Source organism: Citrobacter sp. MGH100 (assembly GCF_001034465.1).
Classification (GTDB): domain Bacteria; phylum Pseudomonadota; class Gammaproteobacteria; order Enterobacterales; family Enterobacteriaceae; genus Citrobacter; species Citrobacter youngae.
The window spans coordinates 822197-842877 of the sequence record NZ_KQ089800.1; the positions used below are offsets into that span (position 1 = coordinate 822197).

General features: G+C 51.6%; 21 protein-coding genes. 9 read left to right on the forward strand and 12 right to left on the reverse strand.

Annotated features, from left to right (window positions below):
- Nucleotides 1–256 precede the first annotated feature (256 nt).
- A complete protein-coding gene (locus SK32_RS03890; RefSeq protein ID WP_048211418.1) occupies nt 257–1339 on the reverse strand; it encodes a tartrate dehydrogenase in 1083 nt (360 codons plus the stop codon).
- A 103-nt stretch (nt 1340–1442) separates the two neighbouring features.
- On the opposite strand from SK32_RS03890, the gene SK32_RS03895 reads away from it, so the two are divergent.
- A complete protein-coding gene (locus tag SK32_RS03895) occupies nt 1443–2360 on the forward strand; it encodes a LysR family transcriptional regulator (protein WP_048211419.1) in 918 nt (305 codons plus the stop codon).
- Between the two features lie 85 nt (nt 2361–2445).
- Here SK32_RS03895 and minE read toward each other — a convergent pair whose 3' ends face one another.
- Genes minE through minC form a run of 3 tightly spaced genes read right to left on the reverse strand, consistent with a single transcriptional unit; the run spans nt 2446 to nt 4259 of the window.
- Nucleotides 2446–2712, reverse strand: a complete 267-nt coding sequence (gene minE, locus SK32_RS03900) for a cell division topological specificity factor MinE (protein WP_001185666.1) — start codon at nt 2710–2712, stop codon at nt 2446–2448.
- A gap of 3 nt (nt 2713–2715) precedes the next feature.
- Nucleotides 2716–3528: a septum site-determining protein MinD gene (gene minD / locus SK32_RS03905; RefSeq protein ID WP_003020956.1), complete on the reverse strand. Its 813-nt coding sequence runs from the start codon at nt 3526–3528 to the stop codon at nt 2716–2718.
- Between the two features lie 23 nt (nt 3529–3551).
- Nucleotides 3552–4259: a septum site-determining protein MinC gene (minC, locus tag SK32_RS03910; protein ID WP_048211420.1), complete on the reverse strand. Its 708-nt coding sequence runs from the start codon at nt 4257–4259 to the stop codon at nt 3552–3554.
- 126 nt (nt 4260–4385) lie between these two features.
- Between minC and SK32_RS03915 the strand changes: the two genes are divergently transcribed.
- The 3 genes from SK32_RS03915 to SK32_RS03925 all read left to right on the forward strand — a co-directional run bounded on the left by SK32_RS03915 (nt 4386) and on the right by SK32_RS03925 (nt 5948).
- The gene (locus tag SK32_RS03915; RefSeq protein WP_048211421.1) at nt 4386–4679 is read left to right on the forward strand and encodes a YcgL domain-containing protein; all 294 of its coding nucleotides are present in this window, start codon (nt 4386–4388) and stop codon (nt 4677–4679) included.
- A gap of 69 nt (nt 4680–4748) precedes the next feature.
- The gene (locus SK32_RS03920) at nt 4749–5408 is read left to right on the forward strand and encodes a fumarylacetoacetate hydrolase family protein (RefSeq protein ID WP_048211422.1); all 660 of its coding nucleotides are present in this window, start codon (nt 4749–4751) and stop codon (nt 5406–5408) included.
- A 93-nt stretch (nt 5409–5501) separates the two neighbouring features.
- The gene (locus tag SK32_RS03925; protein WP_003020944.1) at nt 5502–5948 is read left to right on the forward strand and encodes a YcgN family cysteine cluster protein; all 447 of its coding nucleotides are present in this window, start codon (nt 5502–5504) and stop codon (nt 5946–5948) included.
- A gap of 29 nt (nt 5949–5977) precedes the next feature.
- Here SK32_RS03925 and SK32_RS03930 read toward each other — a convergent pair whose 3' ends face one another.
- From SK32_RS03930 to nhaB, 3 genes are all read right to left on the reverse strand, one after another.
- Nucleotides 5978–6319, reverse strand: coding sequence for a TehB family protein (locus tag SK32_RS03930; protein WP_048211423.1), 342 nt, complete (start codon nt 6317–6319; stop codon nt 5978–5980).
- Between the two features lie 109 nt (nt 6320–6428).
- Nucleotides 6429–6959 carry a disulfide bond formation protein DsbB gene (gene dsbB, locus SK32_RS03935; protein ID WP_005122248.1) on the reverse strand — a complete coding sequence of 177 codons (531 nt, stop codon included), beginning with the start codon at nt 6957–6959 and terminating at the stop codon, nt 6429–6431.
- Between the two features lie 141 nt (nt 6960–7100).
- Nucleotides 7101–8645, reverse strand: a complete 1545-nt coding sequence (gene nhaB, locus SK32_RS03940) for a Na(+)/H(+) antiporter NhaB (protein ID WP_048211424.1) — start codon at nt 8643–8645, stop codon at nt 7101–7103.
- A 237-nt stretch (nt 8646–8882) separates the two neighbouring features.
- Here nhaB and fadR point away from each other — a divergent pair, with 237 nt between their 5' ends.
- Nucleotides 8883–9602, forward strand: coding sequence for a fatty acid metabolism transcriptional regulator FadR (gene fadR, locus SK32_RS03945; RefSeq protein ID WP_005122254.1), 720 nt, complete (start codon nt 8883–8885; stop codon nt 9600–9602).
- 102 nt (nt 9603–9704) lie between these two features.
- Here the strand turns inward: fadR and SK32_RS03950 are convergent, their stop codons facing one another.
- Nucleotides 9705–11237: a SpoVR family protein gene (locus SK32_RS03950; protein ID WP_048211425.1), complete on the reverse strand. Its 1533-nt coding sequence runs from the start codon at nt 11235–11237 to the stop codon at nt 9705–9707.
- 322 nt (nt 11238–11559) lie between these two features.
- Between SK32_RS03950 and SK32_RS03955 the strand changes: the two genes are divergently transcribed.
- The gene (locus SK32_RS03955; RefSeq protein ID WP_048211426.1) at nt 11560–12858 is read left to right on the forward strand and encodes a D-amino acid dehydrogenase; all 1299 of its coding nucleotides are present in this window, start codon (nt 11560–11562) and stop codon (nt 12856–12858) included.
- Nucleotides 12859–12870: 12 nt separating this feature from the next.
- A complete protein-coding gene (gene dadX / locus SK32_RS03960; RefSeq protein WP_048211427.1) occupies nt 12871–13941 on the forward strand; it encodes a catabolic alanine racemase DadX in 1071 nt (356 codons plus the stop codon).
- Nucleotides 13942–13992: 51 nt separating this feature from the next.
- Here dadX and SK32_RS03965 read toward each other — a convergent pair whose 3' ends face one another.
- Together SK32_RS03965 and ldcA are read right to left on the reverse strand one after the other, a co-directional pair.
- Nucleotides 13993–15726, reverse strand: coding sequence for a potassium/proton antiporter (locus tag SK32_RS03965; RefSeq protein ID WP_040232328.1), 1734 nt, complete (start codon nt 15724–15726; stop codon nt 13993–13995).
- Between the two features lie 97 nt (nt 15727–15823).
- Nucleotides 15824–16738: a muramoyltetrapeptide carboxypeptidase gene (ldcA, locus tag SK32_RS03970; RefSeq protein WP_048211428.1), complete on the reverse strand. Its 915-nt coding sequence runs from the start codon at nt 16736–16738 to the stop codon at nt 15824–15826.
- A gap of 98 nt (nt 16739–16836) precedes the next feature.
- Here ldcA and emtA point away from each other — a divergent pair, with 98 nt between their 5' ends.
- The gene (gene emtA / locus SK32_RS03975) at nt 16837–17448 is read left to right on the forward strand and encodes a membrane-bound lytic murein transglycosylase EmtA (RefSeq protein ID WP_048211429.1); all 612 of its coding nucleotides are present in this window, start codon (nt 16837–16839) and stop codon (nt 17446–17448) included.
- Between the two features lie 11 nt (nt 17449–17459).
- Here emtA and ycgR read toward each other — a convergent pair whose 3' ends face one another.
- Nucleotides 17460–18194, reverse strand: coding sequence for a flagellar brake protein YcgR (ycgR, locus tag SK32_RS03980; RefSeq protein WP_048211430.1), 735 nt, complete (start codon nt 18192–18194; stop codon nt 17460–17462).
- Between the two features lie 201 nt (nt 18195–18395).
- On the opposite strand from ycgR, the gene SK32_RS03985 reads away from it, so the two are divergent.
- Entirely contained in the window at nt 18396–18650 is a 255-nt protein-coding gene (locus SK32_RS03985; protein WP_048212573.1) for a GlsB/YeaQ/YmgE family stress response membrane protein, read from the forward strand.
- A 41-nt stretch (nt 18651–18691) separates the two neighbouring features.
- Here SK32_RS03985 and SK32_RS03990 read toward each other — a convergent pair whose 3' ends face one another.
- Nucleotides 18692–20662: a TonB-dependent receptor plug domain-containing protein gene (locus SK32_RS03990; RefSeq protein ID WP_048211431.1), complete on the reverse strand. Its 1971-nt coding sequence runs from the start codon at nt 20660–20662 to the stop codon at nt 18692–18694.
- Nucleotides 20663–20681: the final 19 nt, after the last annotated feature.

Genomic DNA, 20681 nt, shown 5'->3' on the forward strand with positions numbered 1-20681 from the left:
GATGATCTCCTGGGCATAGTCGCCCGCGTTTGGCATTAGCCTGTCGTTGTTATCATGCTGTAGGGTAAGATTTTGTCGCTTCGTATTTAACAATTTTATTATTTGTTCTTTACATGAATTAAACAATTGCCTGATGCGTGAAGCAATAAAACACGGAACGGAAATAATAAAAGGTGAATTCACGCAGGTTATTTGACGTACAGAACACATAAAAAAACCGCGTCAGTGACGCGGCTCATATTCCGTGGTTTGACCTCTAACGCAGTGCCCGGCAGATAGCGTCAGCTACCTGTTGAGTGGTGGCATTGCCTTTCATATCCGGCGTTTTCGGGCCGCTGGCAATAACCTGTTCAATCGCAGCCAGAATGCCATCGTGGGCCGCCTGATAATTCGCATCGCCGTTGCCAAGGAAATCCAGCATCATCGCACCAGCCCAGATGGTGGCAATTGGGTTAGCAATATTCTTGCCGTAGATATCCGGGGCCGAACCGTGGACCGGTTCGAACAACGATGGGAAGGTTCGTTCCGGATTTAAGTTTGCCGAAGGTGCAATGCCAATCGTGCCAGTGCAGGCAGGTCCCAAATCGGACAGGATGTCGCCAAACAGGTTAGAGGCGACCACCACGTCAAAACGCTCTGGCTGCATCACAAAGCGGGCGCACAGAATGTCGATATGCTGTTTATCCCAACGGATCTCGGGATAGTGAGCCGCCATAGCTTCAACGCGCTCATCCCAGTAAGGCATGCTGATAGCCAGGCCATTGGATTTGGTCGCCGAGGTCAGGGTTTTACGTGGGCGGTTTTGCGCCAGCTCGAAAGCGTAACGCAATATACGATCCACGCCGCGACGGGTGAAGACCGACTCCTGAATGACCACTTCATGTTCGGTACCCTCGCTTACGCGCCCACCCAGTGATGAATACTCGCCTTCGGTGTTTTCACGTACAACGTAGAAATCAATGTCGCCAGGTTTCTTACCCGCCAGTGGGCAAGGAACACCAGGAAACAGGCGTACCGGACGCAGGTTGACGTATTGATCGAACTCCCGACGAAACTTGAGCAACGAGCCCCATAGTGAGATGTGATCCGGTACAGTGTCCGGCCAGCCGACCGCACCAAAGTAGATAGCATCGAAGGATTTCAACTGTTCATGCCAGTCATCGGGCATCATCTTGCCGTGATGCATATAGTACTCGCAGCTGGCCCATTCCATTTGCTCAAAGCTGAGCGACAACCCCCAGCGCTCAGCGGCCGCTTGTAACACATGAATGCCTTCAGGCAGGACTTCTTTACCAATGCCATCTCCGGGGATAGCGGCAATACGACAGGTTTTCTTCATAGCAGCTCTCACTTGTACGCCATCAAAATTGACTTTCCCCTTATCCTATAATTGACTGATTAATAGTTAATCCCTCCAACTGGTGAAACATAAAACACAGATCATGAATAATCTGCCGCTGTTAAATGATTTACGCGTCTTTATGCTGGTTGCCCGCCGTGCGGGTTTTGCCGCCGTTGCCGAGGAGTTAGGCGTTTCACCGGCTTTTATCAGTAAGCGAGTTGCCCTGCTGGAGCAGACGCTGAATGTAGTGCTGCTGCACCGGACTACACGACGCGTAACCATCACGGAAGAGGGGGAGCGGATCTACGAATGGGCTCAGCGGATCCTGCAGGATGTGGATCAGATGATGGATGAGCTGTCTGATGTCCGGCAGATCCCGCAGGGGATGTTACGTATTATCAGCAGCTTTGGTTTTGGTCGCCGTGTAGTGGCTCCAGCGTTGTCAGCGCTGGCAAAAGAGTATCCGCAGCTGGAGTTGCGGTTTGACGTTGAGGATCGGTTAGTCGATCTGGTTAATGAAGGTGTCGATCTTGATATCCGCATCGGGGATGATATTGCACCCAATTTGATCGCACGTAAGCTGGCGACCAATTATCGAGTATTGTGTGCATCGCCTGAGTTTGTGGCGCAGCACGGTACACCGAAGCAACTGAACGATCTGTCCACGTTGCCCTGCCTGGTGATTAAAGAGCGCGATCATCCATTTGGCATCTGGCAAATGCGTAATAAAGAGGGCGTGCACTCGATCAAGGTGACGGGGCCGCTCTCCTCCAATCATGGCGAAGTTGTTCACCAATGGTGTGTCGATGGTCAGGGGATTGCGCTACGTTCATGGTGGGATGTCTGCGATAACATCGCCAGTGGGCATCTGGTTCATATATTGCCTGACTATTATCAACCAGCAAATATTTGGGCTGTTTATGTGTCACGTCTGGCGACATCGGCAAAAATCCGTATTACCGTGGAGTATTTACGTCGCTATTTTGCTGAGAACTACCCGAAGTTCAGTTTGGAATAAATGGGGCGCAGCCTGGACTACGATCAAAAATAAAAAAGGCAGAATAATCTGCCTTTTTTCAACCATGACTCATTTACAAAAGATGCTATTTAGACTCTTCTGCTTCAGGCAAAGTCACGTTAAGTTCGAGGATAGAAATATCGCCGTCTTTTTGTTCAAGCTGTACGGTGACCATTTCAGGATCAATTTGTACATACTTGCAGATAACCTCGAGAATATCTTTCCTCAGTTGCGGTAAATAATGTGGCTCTGCGTCACTACGACGACGTTCCGCAACAATAATCTGCAGTCGCTCTTTAGCGATGTTCGCTGTGCTCTTTTTCCGCGAGAGAAAAAAATCCAGTAATGCCATAACTTATCCTCCGAACAGGCGTTTGAGGAAACCTTTCTTCTCTTCTTCAATGAAGCGGAAAGGACGTTCTTCTCCCAACAGACGGTCTACGGTATCAGCATAGGCTTTACCGGCATCAGCATTGATGTCGAGAATAACCGGCTCACCTTGGTTAGACGCGCGCAGGACTGACTGATCTTCAGGAATCACACCAACCAGCTTGATTCGCAGAATTTCCAGTACGTCTTCCATGCTGAGCATGTCACCTTTATTTACGCGGCCAGGGTTATAGCGCGTAAGCAGCAGATGCTCTTTAATCGGATCTTCGCCATTTTCAGCGCGACGAGATTTCGACGCCAGAATACCCAGAATACGGTCAGAGTCACGTACAGAAGACACTTCCGGGTTGGTGGTAATAATGGCTTCGTCGGCAAAATACAGGGCCATCAGCGCGCCGGTCTCAATACCTGCCGGGGAGTCGCAGACGATGAAGTCAAATTCCATCGTTTTCAGGTCGTCCAGAACTTTCGCGACGCCTTCACGCGTCAGCGCGTCTTTATCACGAGTCTGTGAGGCCGGAAGAATAAAGAGATTTTCGGTACGTTTATCTTTGATCAACGCCTGATTTAACGACGCATCGCCCTGAATAACGTTGACGAAGTCATAAACGACGCGGCGTTCACAACCCATAATCAAATCAAGGTTACGCAGGCCGATATCAAAATCAATAACGACAGTTTTCTTTCCCTTCTGGGCCAAACCTGTAGCGATGGCCGCGCTGGAGGTGGTTTTGCCAACGCCCCCTTTACCCGAAGTAACAACAATAATGCGTGCCATAGAAATTCCTTGTTAAAAAGGGATCAATTCAACGGTTGAACTGTCAAAGCGTTCTCTGCCAATTGCAGACGTGCCGCTTTGCCATAAAATTCTGCTGGGATTTTATCACTCAGCCAATAAACACCTGCGATAGACACCAGTTCTGCCGTCAGGTGGGTACAGAAAATTTGCGCTTCCCGATCGCCGCTTGCGCCCGCCAGCGCACGGCCTCTCATCATGCCATAAACGTGAATATTGCCATCAGCGATAAGCTCTGCGCCCGCACTGACGTGACTTGTAACAATCAGATCACATTGTGGAGCATAAATACGCTGACCGGAACGAACCGGTACATTTATTAATCGTGTTTTTGTGATGGGAGTAACGTTTTGTGGCGGTACGGCAGGTGCCGGAGTTTCAACAGGTGCGGAACGAATGGCTTTTTCTTTACCTTCTGTCAGTAAAGGAAGACCCATTTCGTCGATTTCAGCTTTGAGTCTGGCATCTTTGCATCCGCTAACGCCGATAATGCGCAATCCAGTAGACGCGACAACTTTCTGCAGCGCTGACCAGTTTACCGGACTTTCAAGACCACTCACGTTAACTACGACGGGAGCATGTTTTAAAAAAGCAGGTGCCTGCGCGATTTTGTCTTCCAACGCCTGACGAATAACCTCGGGTTCTGCTTCATGTAAGTGAACCACTGATAAGGTGAAGCTACTGCCTTTAAGCTCGATTGGCGTGTTTGACATCCTGGCCTTACTCAATTTGCTATTTATCATCCCCAGTGCGGGGTGATATTCCGAAGACTATAAGGCATGTTATAGTCAGTATTATATTGAGGCAAGCCACCATTCCGTGAATTCAGAGTAAAAGATATGTTTTGTGTGATCTACCGAAGCAGCAAACGTGACCAGACCTATTTATATGTCGAAAAAAAAGACGATTTCTCGCGTGTTCCTGAAGAACTGATGAAAGGGTTTGGCCAGCCAAAGCTGGCAATGATTTTACCGCTTGATGGTCGTAAAAAACTGGTTAATGCCGATCTTGAAAAAGTAAAACAGGCACTAACCGAGCAGGGCTATTATTTACAAATACCACCGCCGCCTGAAGATTTACTCAAACAGCATTTATCTGCGGTAAAAGAAAATACATCAGACGCTAAACGTTAAACTGCATCCGGCAGCAGCATGTCTCACCGATGCAGTACCTGAAATCTATGACTACGTTAGGGGAAAGTAATGTATCAACATCACAACTGGCATGGTGCTCTGCTGGATTATCCGGTGAGCAAAGTGGTTTGCGTCGGTAGCAATTATGCAAACCACATTAAAGAGATGGGGGGAGCAACGCCGGAAGAGCCAGTGTTGTTTATTAAGCCTGAAACTGCGCTGTGTGATTTGCGCCAACCGCTGGTCATTCCGGCGGATATGGGTTCCGTCCATCACGAAGTTGAACTGGCCGTGCTGATCGGTGCAACCCTGCGCCAGGCGACAGAAGAGCATGTGCGCAAAGCCATCGCTGGCTATGGTGTGGCGCTGGACCTGACCCTGCGTGATATTCAGGGCAAAATGAAAAAAGCGGGCCAGCCGTGGGAAAAAGCGAAGGGTTTTGACAACTCTTGCCCGCTGTCGGGGTTTATTCCGGTAGCGGAATTTAACGGTGATCCGCAGGATACTCAGCTCGGATTAACGGTGAATGGCGAAGTCCGCCAGCAGGGCACTACGGCGGATATGATCCATCATATTGTCCCATTGATTGCTTACATGAGCCGATTTTTCACGCTTAAAGCCGGTGATGTGGTATTGACTGGGACGCCAGCTGGCGTTGGGCCGTTACACAGCGGTGATGAGCTGGCTATCAGTTTCCATGGTCAGACGCTAACCACCCGGGTGCTGTAACCTCTGCTTGCCGCCTATTTCGGGCGGCAAAACTTGCATCAACGTGCCAGACTGGTTATAAGGTGCAGCTTTAGTGAAATAGCGGATACCCTGATGAGCGACATACCTTTCTGGCAAAGTAAAACCCTTGATGAAATGACCGATGCCGAGTGGGAGTCATTATGTGATGGGTGCGGCCAATGCTGCCTGCATAAGCTGATGGATGAAGACACCGACGAAATCTACTTTACCAACGTCGCGTGTAAGCAACTCAATATCAAAACCTGTCAGTGCCGTAATTACGAACGTCGATTCGAGTACGAGCCTGACTGCATCAAGCTGACGCGCGATAATTTGCCGACTTTTGAATGGTTGCCGATGACCTGCGCCTATCGTCTGCTCGCGGAAGGTAAAGGGTTGCCGGAGTGGCATCCGCTGCTGACGGGGTCAAAGGCGGCAATGCACGGTGAGCGTATTTCAGTACGCCATATCGCGGTGAAAGAATCAGAAGTGCGTGACTGGCAGGACCATATTCTGAACAAACCTTCATGGGCGGACTAAGCCGCCCATCGATTAACAGGCGTTAAGGATTAAGACTTTTTCGCCTGATACATCTCATCACTATGGTTGTCATCTTCAACCCAGAAATTAATGTTGAACTGCGCATCGTCGCTTAATTCAACACGATGCCAGTACTGCGGTGGGCTGGTCGCGAACTGTCCGGCATTAATGACCACTTTTACTTCAGGTTCTTTTGCGTCTTCATTGGCAAAGCCGTAATACGTTACAGTGCCTTCCATCACGCAGAGTTGTCCAAAAACGCCGGCTGCTGTGTTGTGGTGAGAAAGCAGAGCGTCCGGGACATTGTCTTTCGTAAAGAAGGGAGTAGAGCGTTTAACTTTCCAGTTTGCCGGGATGCGTAAATGGGACATAAGACATCTCCTTTGTATGGCATCTATAAGATGTATTTAATATAAATCTTATAGATGCCAGCAAGCAATGACATTATGGCAAAAAAAACGCTCCCGAAGGAGCGTTCTGTTAGCGACCGAAGAGGTCACGTTTTTTCGGTTTAAAGGGCTGAGCAATCAGCACCAACACTGCAACGACCAGATACGCGGCAAAAATCCCCAACAGCCACTGCGGCATCTCCAGGGTTAAAAATGACCACTGACGCTCAGCGCAGTCACCGGATGCCATAAATACCTGCGGCAGCCATTTATCCAGCGGTAACCAACTCGGGAAGCGCGCGGCAAAATCACAGGTCATGAACGGTGACGGGTGAAGCTGAATCATCGTGTGTTCATACGCTAACTGAAGCCCGCGCCAGGCGCTGTAAATCCAGATAAGCATTGCCACATAACGCAGTGGCGTTTTTGGGGCAATTGCGCCCACCAGACCAGCACCCATCACGCCAAATAATGCGCTACGTTCGTAAATACACAACACGCAGGGTTTTAGCAGCATGACATGCTGGAACCACAAGGCAACAAGTTCCAACGCCAGGGCGGTTAGCGCCAGCAATAACCACGCTCCACGCCCACGGGAGCACTGGTTTAAAAATCGCAACATAATAATTTCCCTGCAACATGCGTAGAGACCGCAGTTTAAACCAATTCAATTTATGCGCCACTAGCGGCAATTGAAATATTGTGTAATCGGATAATTATCATGCAAAAAGTCAAACCGGGCAGTGATTTACCCGGTTTATTGTTATGAAAGTGTAGCTAACCAGCCTGTTTGCGTCATCCACTCGGTCACTGGAACCAGCGTGAACTCTACGCAAAGCAGACCGACGAGCGTCAGGACGAGAGTATACGGCAGAGCCATCCACACCATGCGACCATAAGAAAGGCGAATCAACGGTGCCAGCGCGGAGGTCAGCAGGAACAGGAATGCTGCCTGGCCGTTTGGCGTGGCCACGGAAGGCAGGTTGGTCCCGGTATTGATCGCCACCGCTAACAGTTCATATTGATTCAGGCTAATCGTCCCGTGCTCCAGCGCCGCTTTCGCTTCGTTGATGTAAATTGTGCCAACAAAGACGTTGTCTGAAATTGACGACAGCAGGCCGTTGAAAAGATAGAACAGGGTCAGCTGTGCATGCTCAGAAGACTGCAAAACAAAATGAATAATCGGCGAGAAGAGCTGTTGATCGATAATCACCGCAACGATAGAGAAGAACACGGTCAGCAGGGCGGTGAACGGCAGCGACTCGGTGAAGGCTTTACCAATAGCGTGTTCGTCAGTAACGCCAGTTAACGAAGTCGCCAGAATAATCACCGACAGGCCAATTAATCCAACTTCTGCCAGATGCAGCGCGAGGGCGACGACCAGCCATACGCCGATGACTGCCTGAATAATCAGCTTGATTTTATCCTGGCGGGTACGTTGTTGCCGGCTTTCATCGTCAAACTGTTGCAGAACGCCACGGACAGCTTCCGGCAATGTTTCACCGTAGCCAAACCAACGTAACTTTTCAACCAGCAGGCAGGTGAGCAGACCGCAAATCAACACCGGGACGGTGACCGGCGACATGCGCAGGAAAAAATCACCAAAATGCCAGCCAGCTGCTTTGGCGATAATCAGGTTCTGCGGTTCGCCAACCATGGTCATCACACCGCCTAAGGCTGTGCCGACTCCCGCGTGCATCATCAGGCTGCGCAGAAAACCGCGGAACTGCTCCAGTACGACTTTATTGTGCTGGTCGATATGGCTGTCATCCAGCAAATTGTTATCTCCCGGGCGGGAAGAGGCGACGCGATGGTAGATACCGTAAAAACCGACCGCCACGCTGATCACGACCGCGACCACGGTCAATGCGTCGAGGAACGCCGAAAGGAAGGCAGCGGCAACACAAAAGGCCAGCGACAGCAGCATCTTGGAGCGAATACTGAGCAGCAGTCGGGTAAAAATAAACAGCAGCAGTTGCTTCATAAAGTAGATGCCCGCCACCATAAACATCAGCAGCAAGAGCACTTCAAGGTTGGCGGCAACTTCTTCACGAACATGAGTGGCGCTGGTCATGCCGATGACGACAGCTTCGATGGCTAACAGCCCGCCCGGCAACAGTGGATAACACTTAAGCGCCATTGCCAGCGTAAAAATGAATTCGGCCACCAGCAACCAACCCGCGATAAAGGGATTGATGAAAAAAATAAGCGGGTTAATGATTAAGAAGACGAGCAGTGCAAGTTTATACCAGTCCGGCGACTGGCCTAAAAAGTTGCGCCACATAGCGCGGCCCCATGATAGCTCCATGGCAGTTTCCCTTACCTGTAAAAATGAAATCATGTTTTTATGTTTGACCGCAAAGCTTAGCGGCACGAGTGAACGCAGGCAAGCTCTTCACGTGGCTTATCGTACCGACTGCGTATCAGCGTTATCTGGAAAATGAAGCCTTGATCCACTTTTTCTTCGTTGCGTCAGCTATCAGCTAAGAAACCCGTCTGGTATGATGTGTGTAACTATGTTTTGCTGTGTAATGGAATTATCACTATGGTCATTAAGGCGCAAAGCCCTGCTGGGTTCGCGGAAGAGTACATCATTGAGAGTATCTGGAATAACCGCTTCCCACCTGGCACTATTTTGCCCGCTGAACGTGAACTCTCCGAACTCATTGGAGTAACACGTACCACGTTACGCGAAGTTTTGCAGCGTCTGGCGCGGGACGGCTGGTTGACCATTCAACACGGCAAACCGACGAAAGTGAATAACTTTTGGGAAACCTCCGGACTGAATATCCTGGAAACGCTGGCGCGTCTCGATCACGAAAGTGTTCCGCAGTTGATTGATAATCTGCTGTCTGTGCGTACTAACATCTCGACGATCTTTATTCGCACCGCATTCCGCCAACATCCTGATAAAGCCCAGGACGTTTTGGCCACGGCGAATCAGGTTGCTGACCATGCTGACGCGTTTGCCGATCTGGACTACAACATTTTCCGTGGTCTGGCATTTGCATCGGGCAATCCGATTTACGGTTTGATCCTCAACGGTATGAAAGGACTTTATACGCGTATTGGCCGTCATTACTTTGCCAACCCGGAAGCGCGCGGCCTGGCGTTGAACTTCTACCGTAAGCTGTCAGAGCTGTGTGAGCAGGGCGCTCATGATTTGGTCTATGAAACGGTGCGCCGCTATGGTCACGACAGTGGTGAGATTTGGCACCGTATGCAGAAGAATTTACCGGGCGATTTAGCTATTCAGGGACGCTAATCGCGCAATGCCGGATGGTGACGCCAAAGCGTCTTATCCGGCCTACAATGCGTCTACGTCGTAGGCCGGATAAGGTATTTACACCGCCTCCGGCAATAAGCGTTACAGGCCGTTCATCCTTGGCGGGCAACGCTCCAGCAGCTCAACGCTGCCATCTTCATTCTGCTGCTCCAGCATCACATCAAAACCCCATAGCCGGTGCACATGCTTAAGCACCTCTTTGCGTCCTTTATCCAACGGCGCGCGGTTATGTGGGATATAACGCAAGGTCAGTGAACGGTCGCCGCGCAGATCGACATTCCAGATTTGAATATTCGGCTCCAGATTGCTCAGGTTATATTGCGATGACAGCCTGTTACGGATCTCGCGATACCCCTCTTCATTGTGAATCGCTGAAATTTCCAGGTAATTATGGCGGTCATCATCCAGCACCGTGAACAGGCGGAAATCGCGCATCACTTTTGGTGACAGGAACTGGCTGATAAAGCTCTCATCTTTAAAATCACGCATCGCGAAATGCAGCGTTTCCAGCCAGTCGGAACCCGCAATATTTGGGAACCAGTATTTGTCCTCCTCGGTGGGCGACTGACAAATACGTTTGATATCCTGGAACATAGCAAAGCCAAGCGCATACGGGTTTATCCCGCTATACCATGGACTGTTATACGGTGGCTGGAATACCACGTTGGTATGGCTATGCAGAAACTCCAGCATAAAGCGCTCGGTGACTTTGCCTTCATCATAAAGGTGATTGAGGATGGTGTAGTGCCAGAAAGTTGCCCATCCCTCATTCATCACCTGAGTCTGTTTCTGCGGATAAAAATACTGGCTCACCTTACGCACAATGCGCAGAACTTCGCGTTGCCAGGACTCCAGCAGTGGGGCGTTTTTCTCCATAAAATACAGCAGGTTTTCCTGCGGCTCAGAAGGATAACGACGCGCGGTAGAGATCGTCTTCTCTTCCTCTTTCTTCGGCAACGTACGCCACAGCATATTCACCTGACTTTGCAGATACTCTTCACGGCTTTTCTGCCGGGCCTTCTCTTCCTGTAGTGAGATCTTTTGCGGGCGTTTATAGCGGTCCACGCCGTAGTTCATCAACGCATGGCAGGAGTCGAGAAGCTTTTCGACTTCATCCACGCCGTAACGCTCTTCACACTGGGTAATGTAGTTTCGCGCGAAGATCAGGTAATCGACGATGGAACTGGCGTCCGTCCAACTGCGGAACAGGTAGTTATTCTTGAAGAAAGAGTTATGTCCATAGCAGGCATGCGCCATGACCAGTGCCTGCATGGTGATGGTGTTCTCTTCCATCAGGTACGCGATACACGGGTTGGAGTTAATAACAATCTCATAGGCCAGCCCTTGCTGACCATGCTTGTACAAGCGTTCGGTTTCAATAAACTTTTTACCAAACGACCAGTGCGGATAGTTGATCGGCATCCCAACGCTGGAATAGGCGTCCATCATTTGCTCGGAGGTGATCACCTCGATTTGGTGCGGGTAGGTATCCAGCCTGTAGAGTTTCGCCACGCGGTCTATCTCTGCCAGATAGACATCCAGCAGATCAAACGTCCAGTCGGGTCCATCGCTTAACCGTGTGCTGTCCTTGTTCATGGAATCAATCGTAGCCATTCGCGCACCCTCATTGTTGGCGGCACTCTCTGTCTGGAGTACCTCATTTCAAGCATAGATCATGGTGTTAAAAAACGTGCTGCAGGAGAAATTTTTTCTTTGCGATTTCACGTCAGCGAAGCGTCGAAAAACGGCCAGGTGACAAAATTTTATGCTGGATAAAAATAACGCACAGCAGGAGATGCCAAAGCAGAGACTTCCCTGCAATCACTGCTATGTGTGAGATACGTCACCATAAAAAAGCCATATGTTGAATAATATTTTCAACTGAGTTATCAAGATGTAATTAGAAGATTGTTCTTTTACTGTTAACGGAGTGGCTATGCGAGTTGTCATACTGGGAAGTGGCGTCGTTGGCGTGACCAGCGCCTGGTATTTAAGTCAGGCTGGACACGATGTCACCGTCATCGATCGTGAGCCGGGGCCGGCACTGGAAACCAGTGCGGCGAACGCCGGGCAAATCTCCCCTGGTTATGCCGCGCCGTGGGCGGCCCCAGGCGTACCGCTAAAAGCGATTAAATGGATGTTTCAGCGCCACGCGCCGTTGGCAGTACGCCTCGACGGGACGCAGTTCCAGTTGAAATGGATGTGGCAAATGCTGCGCAACTGCGATACCAGCCACTACATGGAAAACAAGGGGCGGATGGTGCGCCTGGCGGAATACAGCCGTGATTGCCTGAAAGCGTTACGTGCCTCTACCGGTATCGAGTACGAAGGACGTCAGGGCGGAACCCTGCAACTGTTCCGTACCGCTCAACAGTATGAGAACGCCACCCGCGACATCGCCGTGCTCGAAGATGCGGGCGTACCCTATCAACTGCTGGAAGCAAGTCGCCTGGCGGAAGTCGAACCTGCGCTGGCAGAGGTCGCGCACAAACTGACAGGCGGGTTACGGTTACCGAATGACGAAACCGGTGACTGTCAGCTGTTTACCCAGCGTCTGGCGCAAATGGCCGAGCAGGCGGGGGTAAAATTCCGTTTTAACACTCCGGTCGATAAGCTGCTGAGCGATGGCGAGCAGATTTATGGCGTTCAGTGCGGAGAAGAGATAGTCAAAGCCGATGCCTATGTGATGGCCTTTGGCTCGTACTCCACGGCGATGCTCAAAGGGATCGTTGATATTCCGGTGTATCCGCTCAAGGGCTACTCATTAACCATTCCGGTGGCAGAAGATGATGGTGCGCCGGTTTCCACTATTCTTGATGAAACCTACAAAATCGCCATTACCCGTTTTGATGAGCGTATTCGTGTTGGCGGTATGGCAGAGATTGTTGGTTTTAATACTGAGCTACTACAACCACGCCGTGAAACGCTGGAGATGGTGGTGCGCGATCTCTTTCCGCGCGGTGGGCATGTGGAACAGGCCACCTTCTGGACCGGGCTGCGTCCGATGACGCCAGACGGAACGCCAGTGGTGGGGCGTACCCGCTTTAAGAATCTGCTGCTCAATACGGGTCATGGCACATTGGGCTGGACGATGGCGTGTGGATCCGGTCAGTTGCTGAGCGATATCCTCTCTGGTCGCACGCCTGCCATACCTTATGACGATCTGAGCGTGGCGCGTTACAGTCCGGGATTTACCCCGTCTCGCCCGCGGCATTTACATGGCGTACATAACTAATAAGGACGCGAGATGACCCGCCCGATACTGGCCAGCATTGACCTGCAGGCGTTGAAACAAAACCTGACCATTACGCGTCAGGCTGCGCCGGACTCCCGCGTCTGGTCGGTCGTAAAAGCTAATGCCTACGGACACGGTATAGAACGTGTCTGGAATGCACTGGGAACGACCGATGGTTTCGCGATGCTCAATCTCGAGGAGGCGATCACCCTGCGCGAGCGGGGATGGAAAGGACCGATTTTAATGCTGGAGGGTTTTTTCCATGCCGAAGACCTGACGGTGTATGACACATATCGTCTGACCACTTGTGTCCACAGTAACTGGCAGCTCAAAGCGTTGCAAAATGCCCGCCTGAACGCGCCGCTGGATATTTACCTCAAGGTGAATAGCGGCATGAACCGGCTGGGTTTCTTACCAGAGCGCGTTGCGACCGTCTGGCAACAGTTACGGGCAATGCCTAACGTGGGTGAAATGACGCTGATGTCACATTTTGCGGATGCTGAACATCCGGATGGCATCAAGGACGCGATGGCGCGTATTGCGCAGGCAACGGAAGGGCTGGAGTGTCGACGTTCGCTGTCGAATTCGGCTGCGACGCTGTGGCACCCACAAGCGCATTATGACTGGGTTCGTCCGGGCATTATTCTGTATGGCGCATCGCCGTCGGGACAATGGCGGGACATCGCCAATACCGGCCTGAAACCGGTGATGACCCTGAGCAGTGAGATTATCGGCGTGCAAACGCTGAAAGCGGGTGACCGGGTGGGTTACGGTGGTCGTTACACTGCCAGTGGTGACCAGCGCATTGGGATTGTGGCGACAGGCTATGCCGATGGTTATCCGCGCCATGCGCCAAGCGGCACGCCTGTGCTGGTGGATGGCGTACGTACCGGGACGGTCGGCACGGTATCCATGGATATGCTGGCGGTAGACCTGACGCCGTGCCCGCAGGCGGGGATCGGGACGCCAGTGGAGCTGTGGGGTAAAGAGATTAAAATCGACGATGTGGCGACAGCGGCGGGCACGGTGGGTTATGAATTAATGTGTTCTTTGGCGCTGCGTGTGCCGGTAGTGACGGTGTAACTTTTGTAGGCCGGGTAAGGCGCAGCCTCCACCCGGCAAAAAACATCCGCGTTACTCATCCTCATCTTCTGCCACACGGACACCCACTTTCAGCACGGCATTATCTTCTTTCTCGGCTACCGTCCAGATCATGCCAGCAAATTCCACCTGGTCACCGACGACCGGCGCAGCCCCCAACAGTTGCTGGACAATTTCACCCAGCGTTTGCTGCTTATCGCGATACCCGGTGCCATCTTCCAGGCCATAAATCAGTGCCACATCGGCATATTTCGCGCTGGCTTCAAGAATAAAATCACCAAAGAAACGCTGGTCTAACGACACTGGCGGCGACTGGCTGAACAGCTTACCTAAGGCGGGCAGGTCGCGTTCGCGGCCAATAACACACAATACGTCGCCTTCGCGCAGACGCGTGCTGCCGGAGGGGTGAAACAGCACGTTGTCACGAAACAGGGCGGCAATTCGCGTTTCTTCCGGCATATGCAGGTCACGCAGCGCGGCCCCGACACACCACTTATCCGCACTGAGCTGATAAACAAACTGCTCCCAGGGATTATCCGGATGAATATCCAGACCTATACGAGAAACCGGCCAGCCAACGGGCGGGACCACCACTTTGGCTTTTTTGGCGGCCCACGACAGCGACGTTCCCTGGAACAGCAGCGAGATCAGTACCACAAAGAACGCGACGTTAAAGAACAGGCGCGCGTTTTCCAGGCCCGCCATCATTGGGAAGACGGCGAGGATGATGGGTACCGCGCCGCGCAAACCCACCCAACTGATGAAAATGCGCTCACGCAGATTGAAACCACGAAATGGCAGCAATCCGGCGAACACTGACAACGGACGCGCGAAGAAAATCATCCAGGCGGACAAAATCAGCGCCGGAATCGCGATAGGCAGCAGGTCGGACGGCGTAACCAGCAGTCCAAGCACCAGGAACATGGCGATTTGCGCCAGCCAGGCCAGACCGTCGAAGTTTTGCAGAATACCAAACCGGTTGCGGATCGGGCGATTACCCAGCAGGAAACCACACAGATAAACCGCCAGAATACCACTGCCTTCCAGCGCGGTAGTCAGGGCAAAAATCAGGATCCCACCGCTCAGGGCCAGCAGTGGATAAAGCCCGGCAGGCAGTGAAATACGGTTAATCATCTGCTGGAGCAGATATCCACCGCCGAGACCGATAGCGATACCTAAGCCAAACTGCTGGATAATATGTACCGCAAACATCCAGCTTAAACCGGTCTCGTGGTTCTGGATCATTTCGATAAGCGTAATGGTCAGAAATACGGCCATTGGGTCATTGCTACCTGACTCAATTTCCAGCGTCGAGCCCACACGTTCGTTGAGTCCTTTACCGCCGAGCAGGGAGAAGACCGCCGCGGCATCGGTTGAGCCGACAATCGCACCAATCAGCAGCCCTTCAATGAGATCCAGATGAAACAGCCATGCCGCCATCATGCCGGTGAGGCCAGAGGTAATCAGCACACCCACGGTCGCCAGCGATAACGCCGGGCCCAGCGCTACACGAAATGAGCTGGCCTGGGTGCGCATCCCACCGTCGAGCAGAATAACCGCCAGCGCCAGGTTACTCACCATGTAGGCAAAAGGGTAGTTATCAAAAGGAATACCGCCAACACCGTCCACGCCCGCTAACATGCCAATAGCGAGGAAAATCACCAGAATCGGGATACCAAGACGTGATGAGAATGAACTAAGCAAGATACTGCAGGTGACGAGAACGGAACCCAAAATAAAAAGGCTAATGATTGCTGCGGCATCCAACGTTCGGTTACTCCTGAATTACGCTGTTTCGTATTAATAAACCCTAACATAATAACGACAGAAACAGCGTTTTACTTAGCCCTGAGGCAGGCTTTTTTTACGATTTAAGCACCGGATGACCGGAGATTGTGAGTTGACTGCCGTTTTTATCATTTTTCAGCACGGCTTTGGCCCCTAAAGGTAAGGTGACGGTGCGTTGTTCGTGGCCAAAATCGAGGCCGCCTAACAGTGGAACGGGTAATCTGGCGCGCAGAAAATCACAAACTGAATCAAGACTGTAACCGGCATCATAATCATTAGGCGCACTGCCGCTAAAACTGCCGAGAATGATGGCGTTCTGGCGGGCGAGGATCCCAGCATGATAAAGTTGCAGCAGCATACGCTCGATGCGAAACGGGTGCTCGTTGATGTCTTCCAGCACCAGAATACCGTTCTCAATGGCGGGCATCCACGGCGTTCCCATCAGCGAAATGAGCATTGCCAGATTGCCTCCCCACAGCGTGCCTTCAGTAGCGCAATCCGGGCCATGCCCTTGCCAGTCGAGAGTAAATTCGGCATTGCGCAAAGCCTGCCAAAAATGGTGCTCGGTAAAGGCGTTCATTTCCTCGGCACCGAAGTTAGCCGCCAGCATCGGGCCGCTGAAGCTAATCACATTACTCTGAGCCAGCAGACCACACTGAATGGCCGTGAAATCGCTGTGTCCACACAGCAGCAACGGGTTTTGTTGCTGACGAACGGCCAGCGCCTGCCAGTCAATATCTGCCAGCAAACGGCTCGCACCGTAGCCGCCGCGCACCGCCATCACAATAGTATCAGGCATTTTTAGCTCAACGAGTGAGTTCACATCCGCCAGACGCTCGGCTTCGGTACCGGCAAAACGCTGACAGCGGCGGGTAATGACGGCAGTGTTATCGACCTGATGACCGGCCTCAGTAAGACGCGCAAGCCCACGTAACGCAGCCTGCTGGTTGATACAGTAGCCCGACGGGGCAATTAAGTGAAACCGGGACATGGCATTTCCTTGCTACAACTAAAACCAAATGTATATCATGCCGCGTAGGTATGTCGTTGTCACCTCAGCGACAGGTTCCGGCTATAAGGATAGATGACGTGAAATTGAGATGGTTTGCTTTTTTGGTTGTATTACTCGCGGGCTGTAGTTCAAAACAGGATTACAAAAATCCGCCATGGAATGCAGAAGTTCCGGTTAAACGCGCAATGCAATGGATGCCGATCAGTGAAAAAGCCGGTGCTGCCTGGGGCGTTAGCCCACAATTGATTACGGCGATTATCGCTATTGAATCAGGGGGTAACCCCAATGCAGTCAGTAAATCTAATGCCATCGGCCTGATGCAGCTTAAAGCCTCGACTTCAGGCCGCGATGTTTATCGTCGTATGGGGTGGAGTGGAGAGCCATCCACCAGTGAGCTGAAAAATCCAGAGCGCAATATCTCCATGGGGGCGGCATATCTGAGCATTCTTGAAACCGGTCCGCTGGCGGGAATTGAAGACCCACAGGTGATGCAATATGCGCTGGTGGTGTCATACGCGAACGGTGCCGGGGCGCTGCTGCGGACGTTCTCCTCTGACAGGAAAAAAGCCATCAGCAAAATCAACGATCTGAGTGCGGATGAGTTTTTCGAGCATGTTGTCGATAACCATCCAGCGCCGCAGGCTCCACGTTATATCTGGAAGCTTCAGCGAGCGCTGGATGCGATGTAACGCGCGTAATATTACTCGCGCACTTTATTCGATTTTTCCCGAGCCTCACGCTCAAGTGAAAAAATAATCCGCTGTAAATTCCGCTCCACCGCCGGGCCGACGTTGAGAAAACGAAAGCTCAGGCGGGGAGTGGTGATGGTCTCATTTTTTCCGTCGATCACTTTTCGCTCGGTAATCGAGATGAGCTGGGCATCAACGTGGTACACGCCCCATTGTTCCATATTCAGTTCAACCTGCGAGAAGCGCATGCCTTCGACCAGCCCCTCCGGTGCTGTCCCTTCTAATAGCGCGCCCATGCCGCCAAGAGACAAATCGAATAAGCGAAAATGCAGGAGACTGTTGTCCGGCATCTTCGCCTTGCAGTGATAGGGCGGGTGTAACGGCGCGCCGATGCGGAAGTATTCCCGACGCTGGACGAACCACAGCGAAGGTGGCAACGATGAGACAAAGGCTGGCAATCGCTGATACTCGCCTTTTGTCAGTTGCGGGAGGGTAAACTCCACCTTGGCACCCTGCGTTTCAGCGATAATTGAGATCTGGCTGGCGCGTTGCACGGCCTGGTTTTCATATTCCTGACTGCCAAAATCCATGATCAATTCGTCCGGGCCGACGGCAAGAATTTTGCTGATGAACTGACCTCCTGACCAGGAGATACGCAGTGGAACCTGCTGTGAATTTAAGTCCCGGAGTACCCCTAATACGGCGAGCGGGTTTTGCTTCAGGAACTGCTCATTGTAGTTACTCACACCTAATGACTCCTGGATACCTGGCTTATCGTTGGGTTATCGGCATTGCGAGACGGAACTTAATACAAATGGATGAAATTTTTTACCCAAGCCAATGAATTAAGTCTGAGTGCAAACAGCAGGTAGCGATGGCTTGCCTATACTTAACGTGCTGGCGCAGGAATGTCTTGCGTATGCGTTCACTGGAAAGAGGGCCTGAAAATGGGAATTATTGCCTGGATTATTTTTGGTCTGATTGCGGGGGTTATCGCCAAGCTGATTATGCCGGGGCGTGATGGCGGCGGATTTATTCTGACCTGCATTCTCGGTATTGTCGGTGCTGTGGTCGGTGGGTGGCTGGCAACGATGTTTGGTATCGGCGGCGATGTCAGTGGGTTTAATCTCCACAGCTTCCTGGTGGCCGTGGTCGGCGCGATTGTGGTACTGGGTGTTTTCCGACTGGTACGACGAGATTAATCGAACGGCCCCTGCGGGGGCCGTTTCTCTGCGTAGTTTAGTCAGAACTGGTATTCAATCCCCGCCCAGTAATTACGCCCTTCTTCGATAAACCCTTCGCTGTAGACGTACTGTGTATCAAACAGGTTGTTGACCGAAGCGTTAACGCTAAAGCCATGTCCGATGGTGTAATCTGCACGGAGGTGGGTAATGGCGAATCCGGCCGCTTTTTGTGAGCCATCAGAATTGCTATAGCTTGAAGAGCGGGCTTCTTCGGATAGCGTAATGCTGAGTGGGTCCCACGGTTTCAGCGTCATCCAGGCGGTGAGAGTTTGCGTCGGTAGATCGGTAATTTTACCGATGTCGCTGCGTTTAACGTCAGCATGGATAAGACTGTAGCTCAGTCCCACATCCAGCATGTCAAAGACCTTACCTTTGACGCCGGCATCCAGGCCGGTGTAATCCACCCGACCACTGTTTTGGTTCTGAATCGTGTCGGCATCAATATTGTGCGACAGAATCGCATCGGTAATGCGGTTGTAATACACGCTGGCTTCGAATCCCCAGTTTTGGGTGAACGAACCGTTCCACGTGAGATCGACGCTACGGGCGCGTTCCGGTTTTAGCTGCGGGTTGACCAGCGCTATCTGGTTATAAGCCGGTTTTGACGTGGTGTAGCGCTCTTTCAGTGTGGGGAAGCGCGTTCTGTCAGAGTAGGACAGCGCTAATGTGTCAGAATTTTCAAAGTGATATTTGGTCATTACCTGCCAGTTAAAGGCGGACTGATCGTTGTCATCATAATGGGTAACGCTGCCGTTTTTCTCGTGCTTCATCCCCTCTACGCTGTCACGCCAGTCGTAGCTGATACCCGCCACCACATCGACATTATCCGCAGCCGCCCACTGATATTCACTGGCAACAGACCAGGTGCGATCTTCGTAGCGGTCATAAGCGGCATTTGGAGCCCCTTTTTCGCGATGAACATCGTCTTTCCAGTTCACGGCGAAAGAGAGCAGGTCGTTCTCCCGCATATCAGCGGAAAGCTGCAAACCTGCGCCGTCGCTATAGTCAGAATAATGGCTGTAGCTGCCTTTCTTATTTTTCAGATCGGCAAGGGAATTGTACATCATCAGTGTATTTTCAAAGGTGTCGCGATACAGGCGGCTTTTCAATGTAAAGCGATCGCCCAAATGCGTGGTGCCCTGATAGTAATAACTTTCTTTATCATATTGCGGCCATTGCCAGTAACGTGATTTCTGGCTGCTGGTCCCGGCATATGGCGGGTTATCTTTTTCGCCGTCCTGATTAATGTAGGTCAGAACATACTCATCATCACCGCGTGGCGTGAACCCCAGTTTCACGATGCCGCGTTTATCATCGGCTGATGAGTTAATCATCTTGCCATTGCTGCCCGCTACCGGGTTATCAACACCATGAGGTAATCCGAGGAAATCCTGTTTTAGCTGGCTACCACTGAGCTGGATATATCCGAGATCGTTGCTGGCACCGAACGACGCGTGCATATCATGGGCATTGTCTTTGCTACGGCTCCAGCCCTGACGATAGCCCAGAGAGCCCTCAATCGGTTTGGTGGGCTTCTTGGTCGTGATGTTGATAGCGCCACCCATCTGGTTCGGCCCCTGTAGCAAGGATGAGTAGCCTTTAGAGACCTCGACAGAAGCGATATCGGATGTCAGAAAACGACCTAAATCAAGGTTGCCATCGTAGGGGATGTACACCGGAACACCGTCGAAAAAGACCGGGACCTGACGACTGTCAAAACCGCGGACCTTCACTTGTTGCTCGTTACGGTTACCGGATTTTTGCAGCACGACGCCGGGAACGACGCTTAGCGCCTGCGCCACGTTTTGTTTATCCAACTGCTGCATCGTTTCATGGCCGAGAACCGTAGTGGTTGCGGCGGAGGCCGGACTAGACCAGACGGTCATGGTTTCGCTTTCCTGCCCAGCAAAAGCACCTTGCGCGAAAGCAAACGACAGGGCTGTGTAAAGACAACTTTTGTTAAAATTCATTATTTATAGTCCATTTATA

Coding starts and splice junctions, on each gene's coding strand:
- SK32_RS03985 (WP_048212573.1), top strand. CDS start 18,396: ATGGGAATTATTGCCTGGATTATTTTTGGTCTGATTGCGGGGGTTATC.
- nhaB (WP_048211424.1), bottom strand. CDS start 8,645: ATGGAGCTATCATGGGGCCGCGCTATGTGGCGCAACTTTTTAGGCCAG.
- SK32_RS03930 (WP_048211423.1), bottom strand. CDS start 6,319: ATGTCCCATTTACGCATCCCGGCAAACTGGAAAGTTAAACGCTCTACT.
- SK32_RS03925 (WP_003020944.1), top strand. CDS start 5,502: ATGAGCGACATACCTTTCTGGCAAAGTAAAACCCTTGATGAAATGACC.
- SK32_RS03955 (WP_048211426.1), top strand. CDS start 11,560: ATGCGAGTTGTCATACTGGGAAGTGGCGTCGTTGGCGTGACCAGCGCC.
- SK32_RS03950 (WP_048211425.1), bottom strand. CDS start 11,237: ATGGCTACGATTGATTCCATGAACAAGGACAGCACACGGTTAAGCGAT.
- dsbB (WP_005122248.1), bottom strand. CDS start 6,959: ATGTTGCGATTTTTAAACCAGTGCTCCCGTGGGCGTGGAGCGTGGTTA.
- SK32_RS03890 (WP_048211418.1), bottom strand. CDS start 1,339: ATGAAGAAAACCTGTCGTATTGCCGCTATCCCCGGAGATGGCATTGGT.
- SK32_RS03920 (WP_048211422.1), top strand. CDS start 4,749: ATGTATCAACATCACAACTGGCATGGTGCTCTGCTGGATTATCCGGTG.
- SK32_RS03895 (WP_048211419.1), top strand. CDS start 1,443: ATGAATAATCTGCCGCTGTTAAATGATTTACGCGTCTTTATGCTGGTT.
- minE (WP_001185666.1), bottom strand. CDS start 2,712: ATGGCATTACTGGATTTTTTTCTCTCGCGGAAAAAGAGCACAGCGAAC.
- ldcA (WP_048211428.1), bottom strand. CDS start 16,738: ATGTCCCGGTTTCACTTAATTGCCCCGTCGGGCTACTGTATCAACCAG.
- dadX (WP_048211427.1), top strand. CDS start 12,871: ATGACCCGCCCGATACTGGCCAGCATTGACCTGCAGGCGTTGAAACAA.
- SK32_RS03915 (WP_048211421.1), top strand. CDS start 4,386: ATGTTTTGTGTGATCTACCGAAGCAGCAAACGTGACCAGACCTATTTA.
- minD (WP_003020956.1), bottom strand. CDS start 3,528: ATGGCACGCATTATTGTTGTTACTTCGGGTAAAGGGGGCGTTGGCAAA.
- fadR (WP_005122254.1), top strand. CDS start 8,883: ATGGTCATTAAGGCGCAAAGCCCTGCTGGGTTCGCGGAAGAGTACATC.
- SK32_RS03990 (WP_048211431.1), bottom strand. CDS start 20,662: ATGAATTTTAACAAAAGTTGTCTTTACACAGCCCTGTCGTTTGCTTTC.
- minC (WP_048211420.1), bottom strand. CDS start 4,259: ATGTCAAACACGCCAATCGAGCTTAAAGGCAGTAGCTTCACCTTATCA.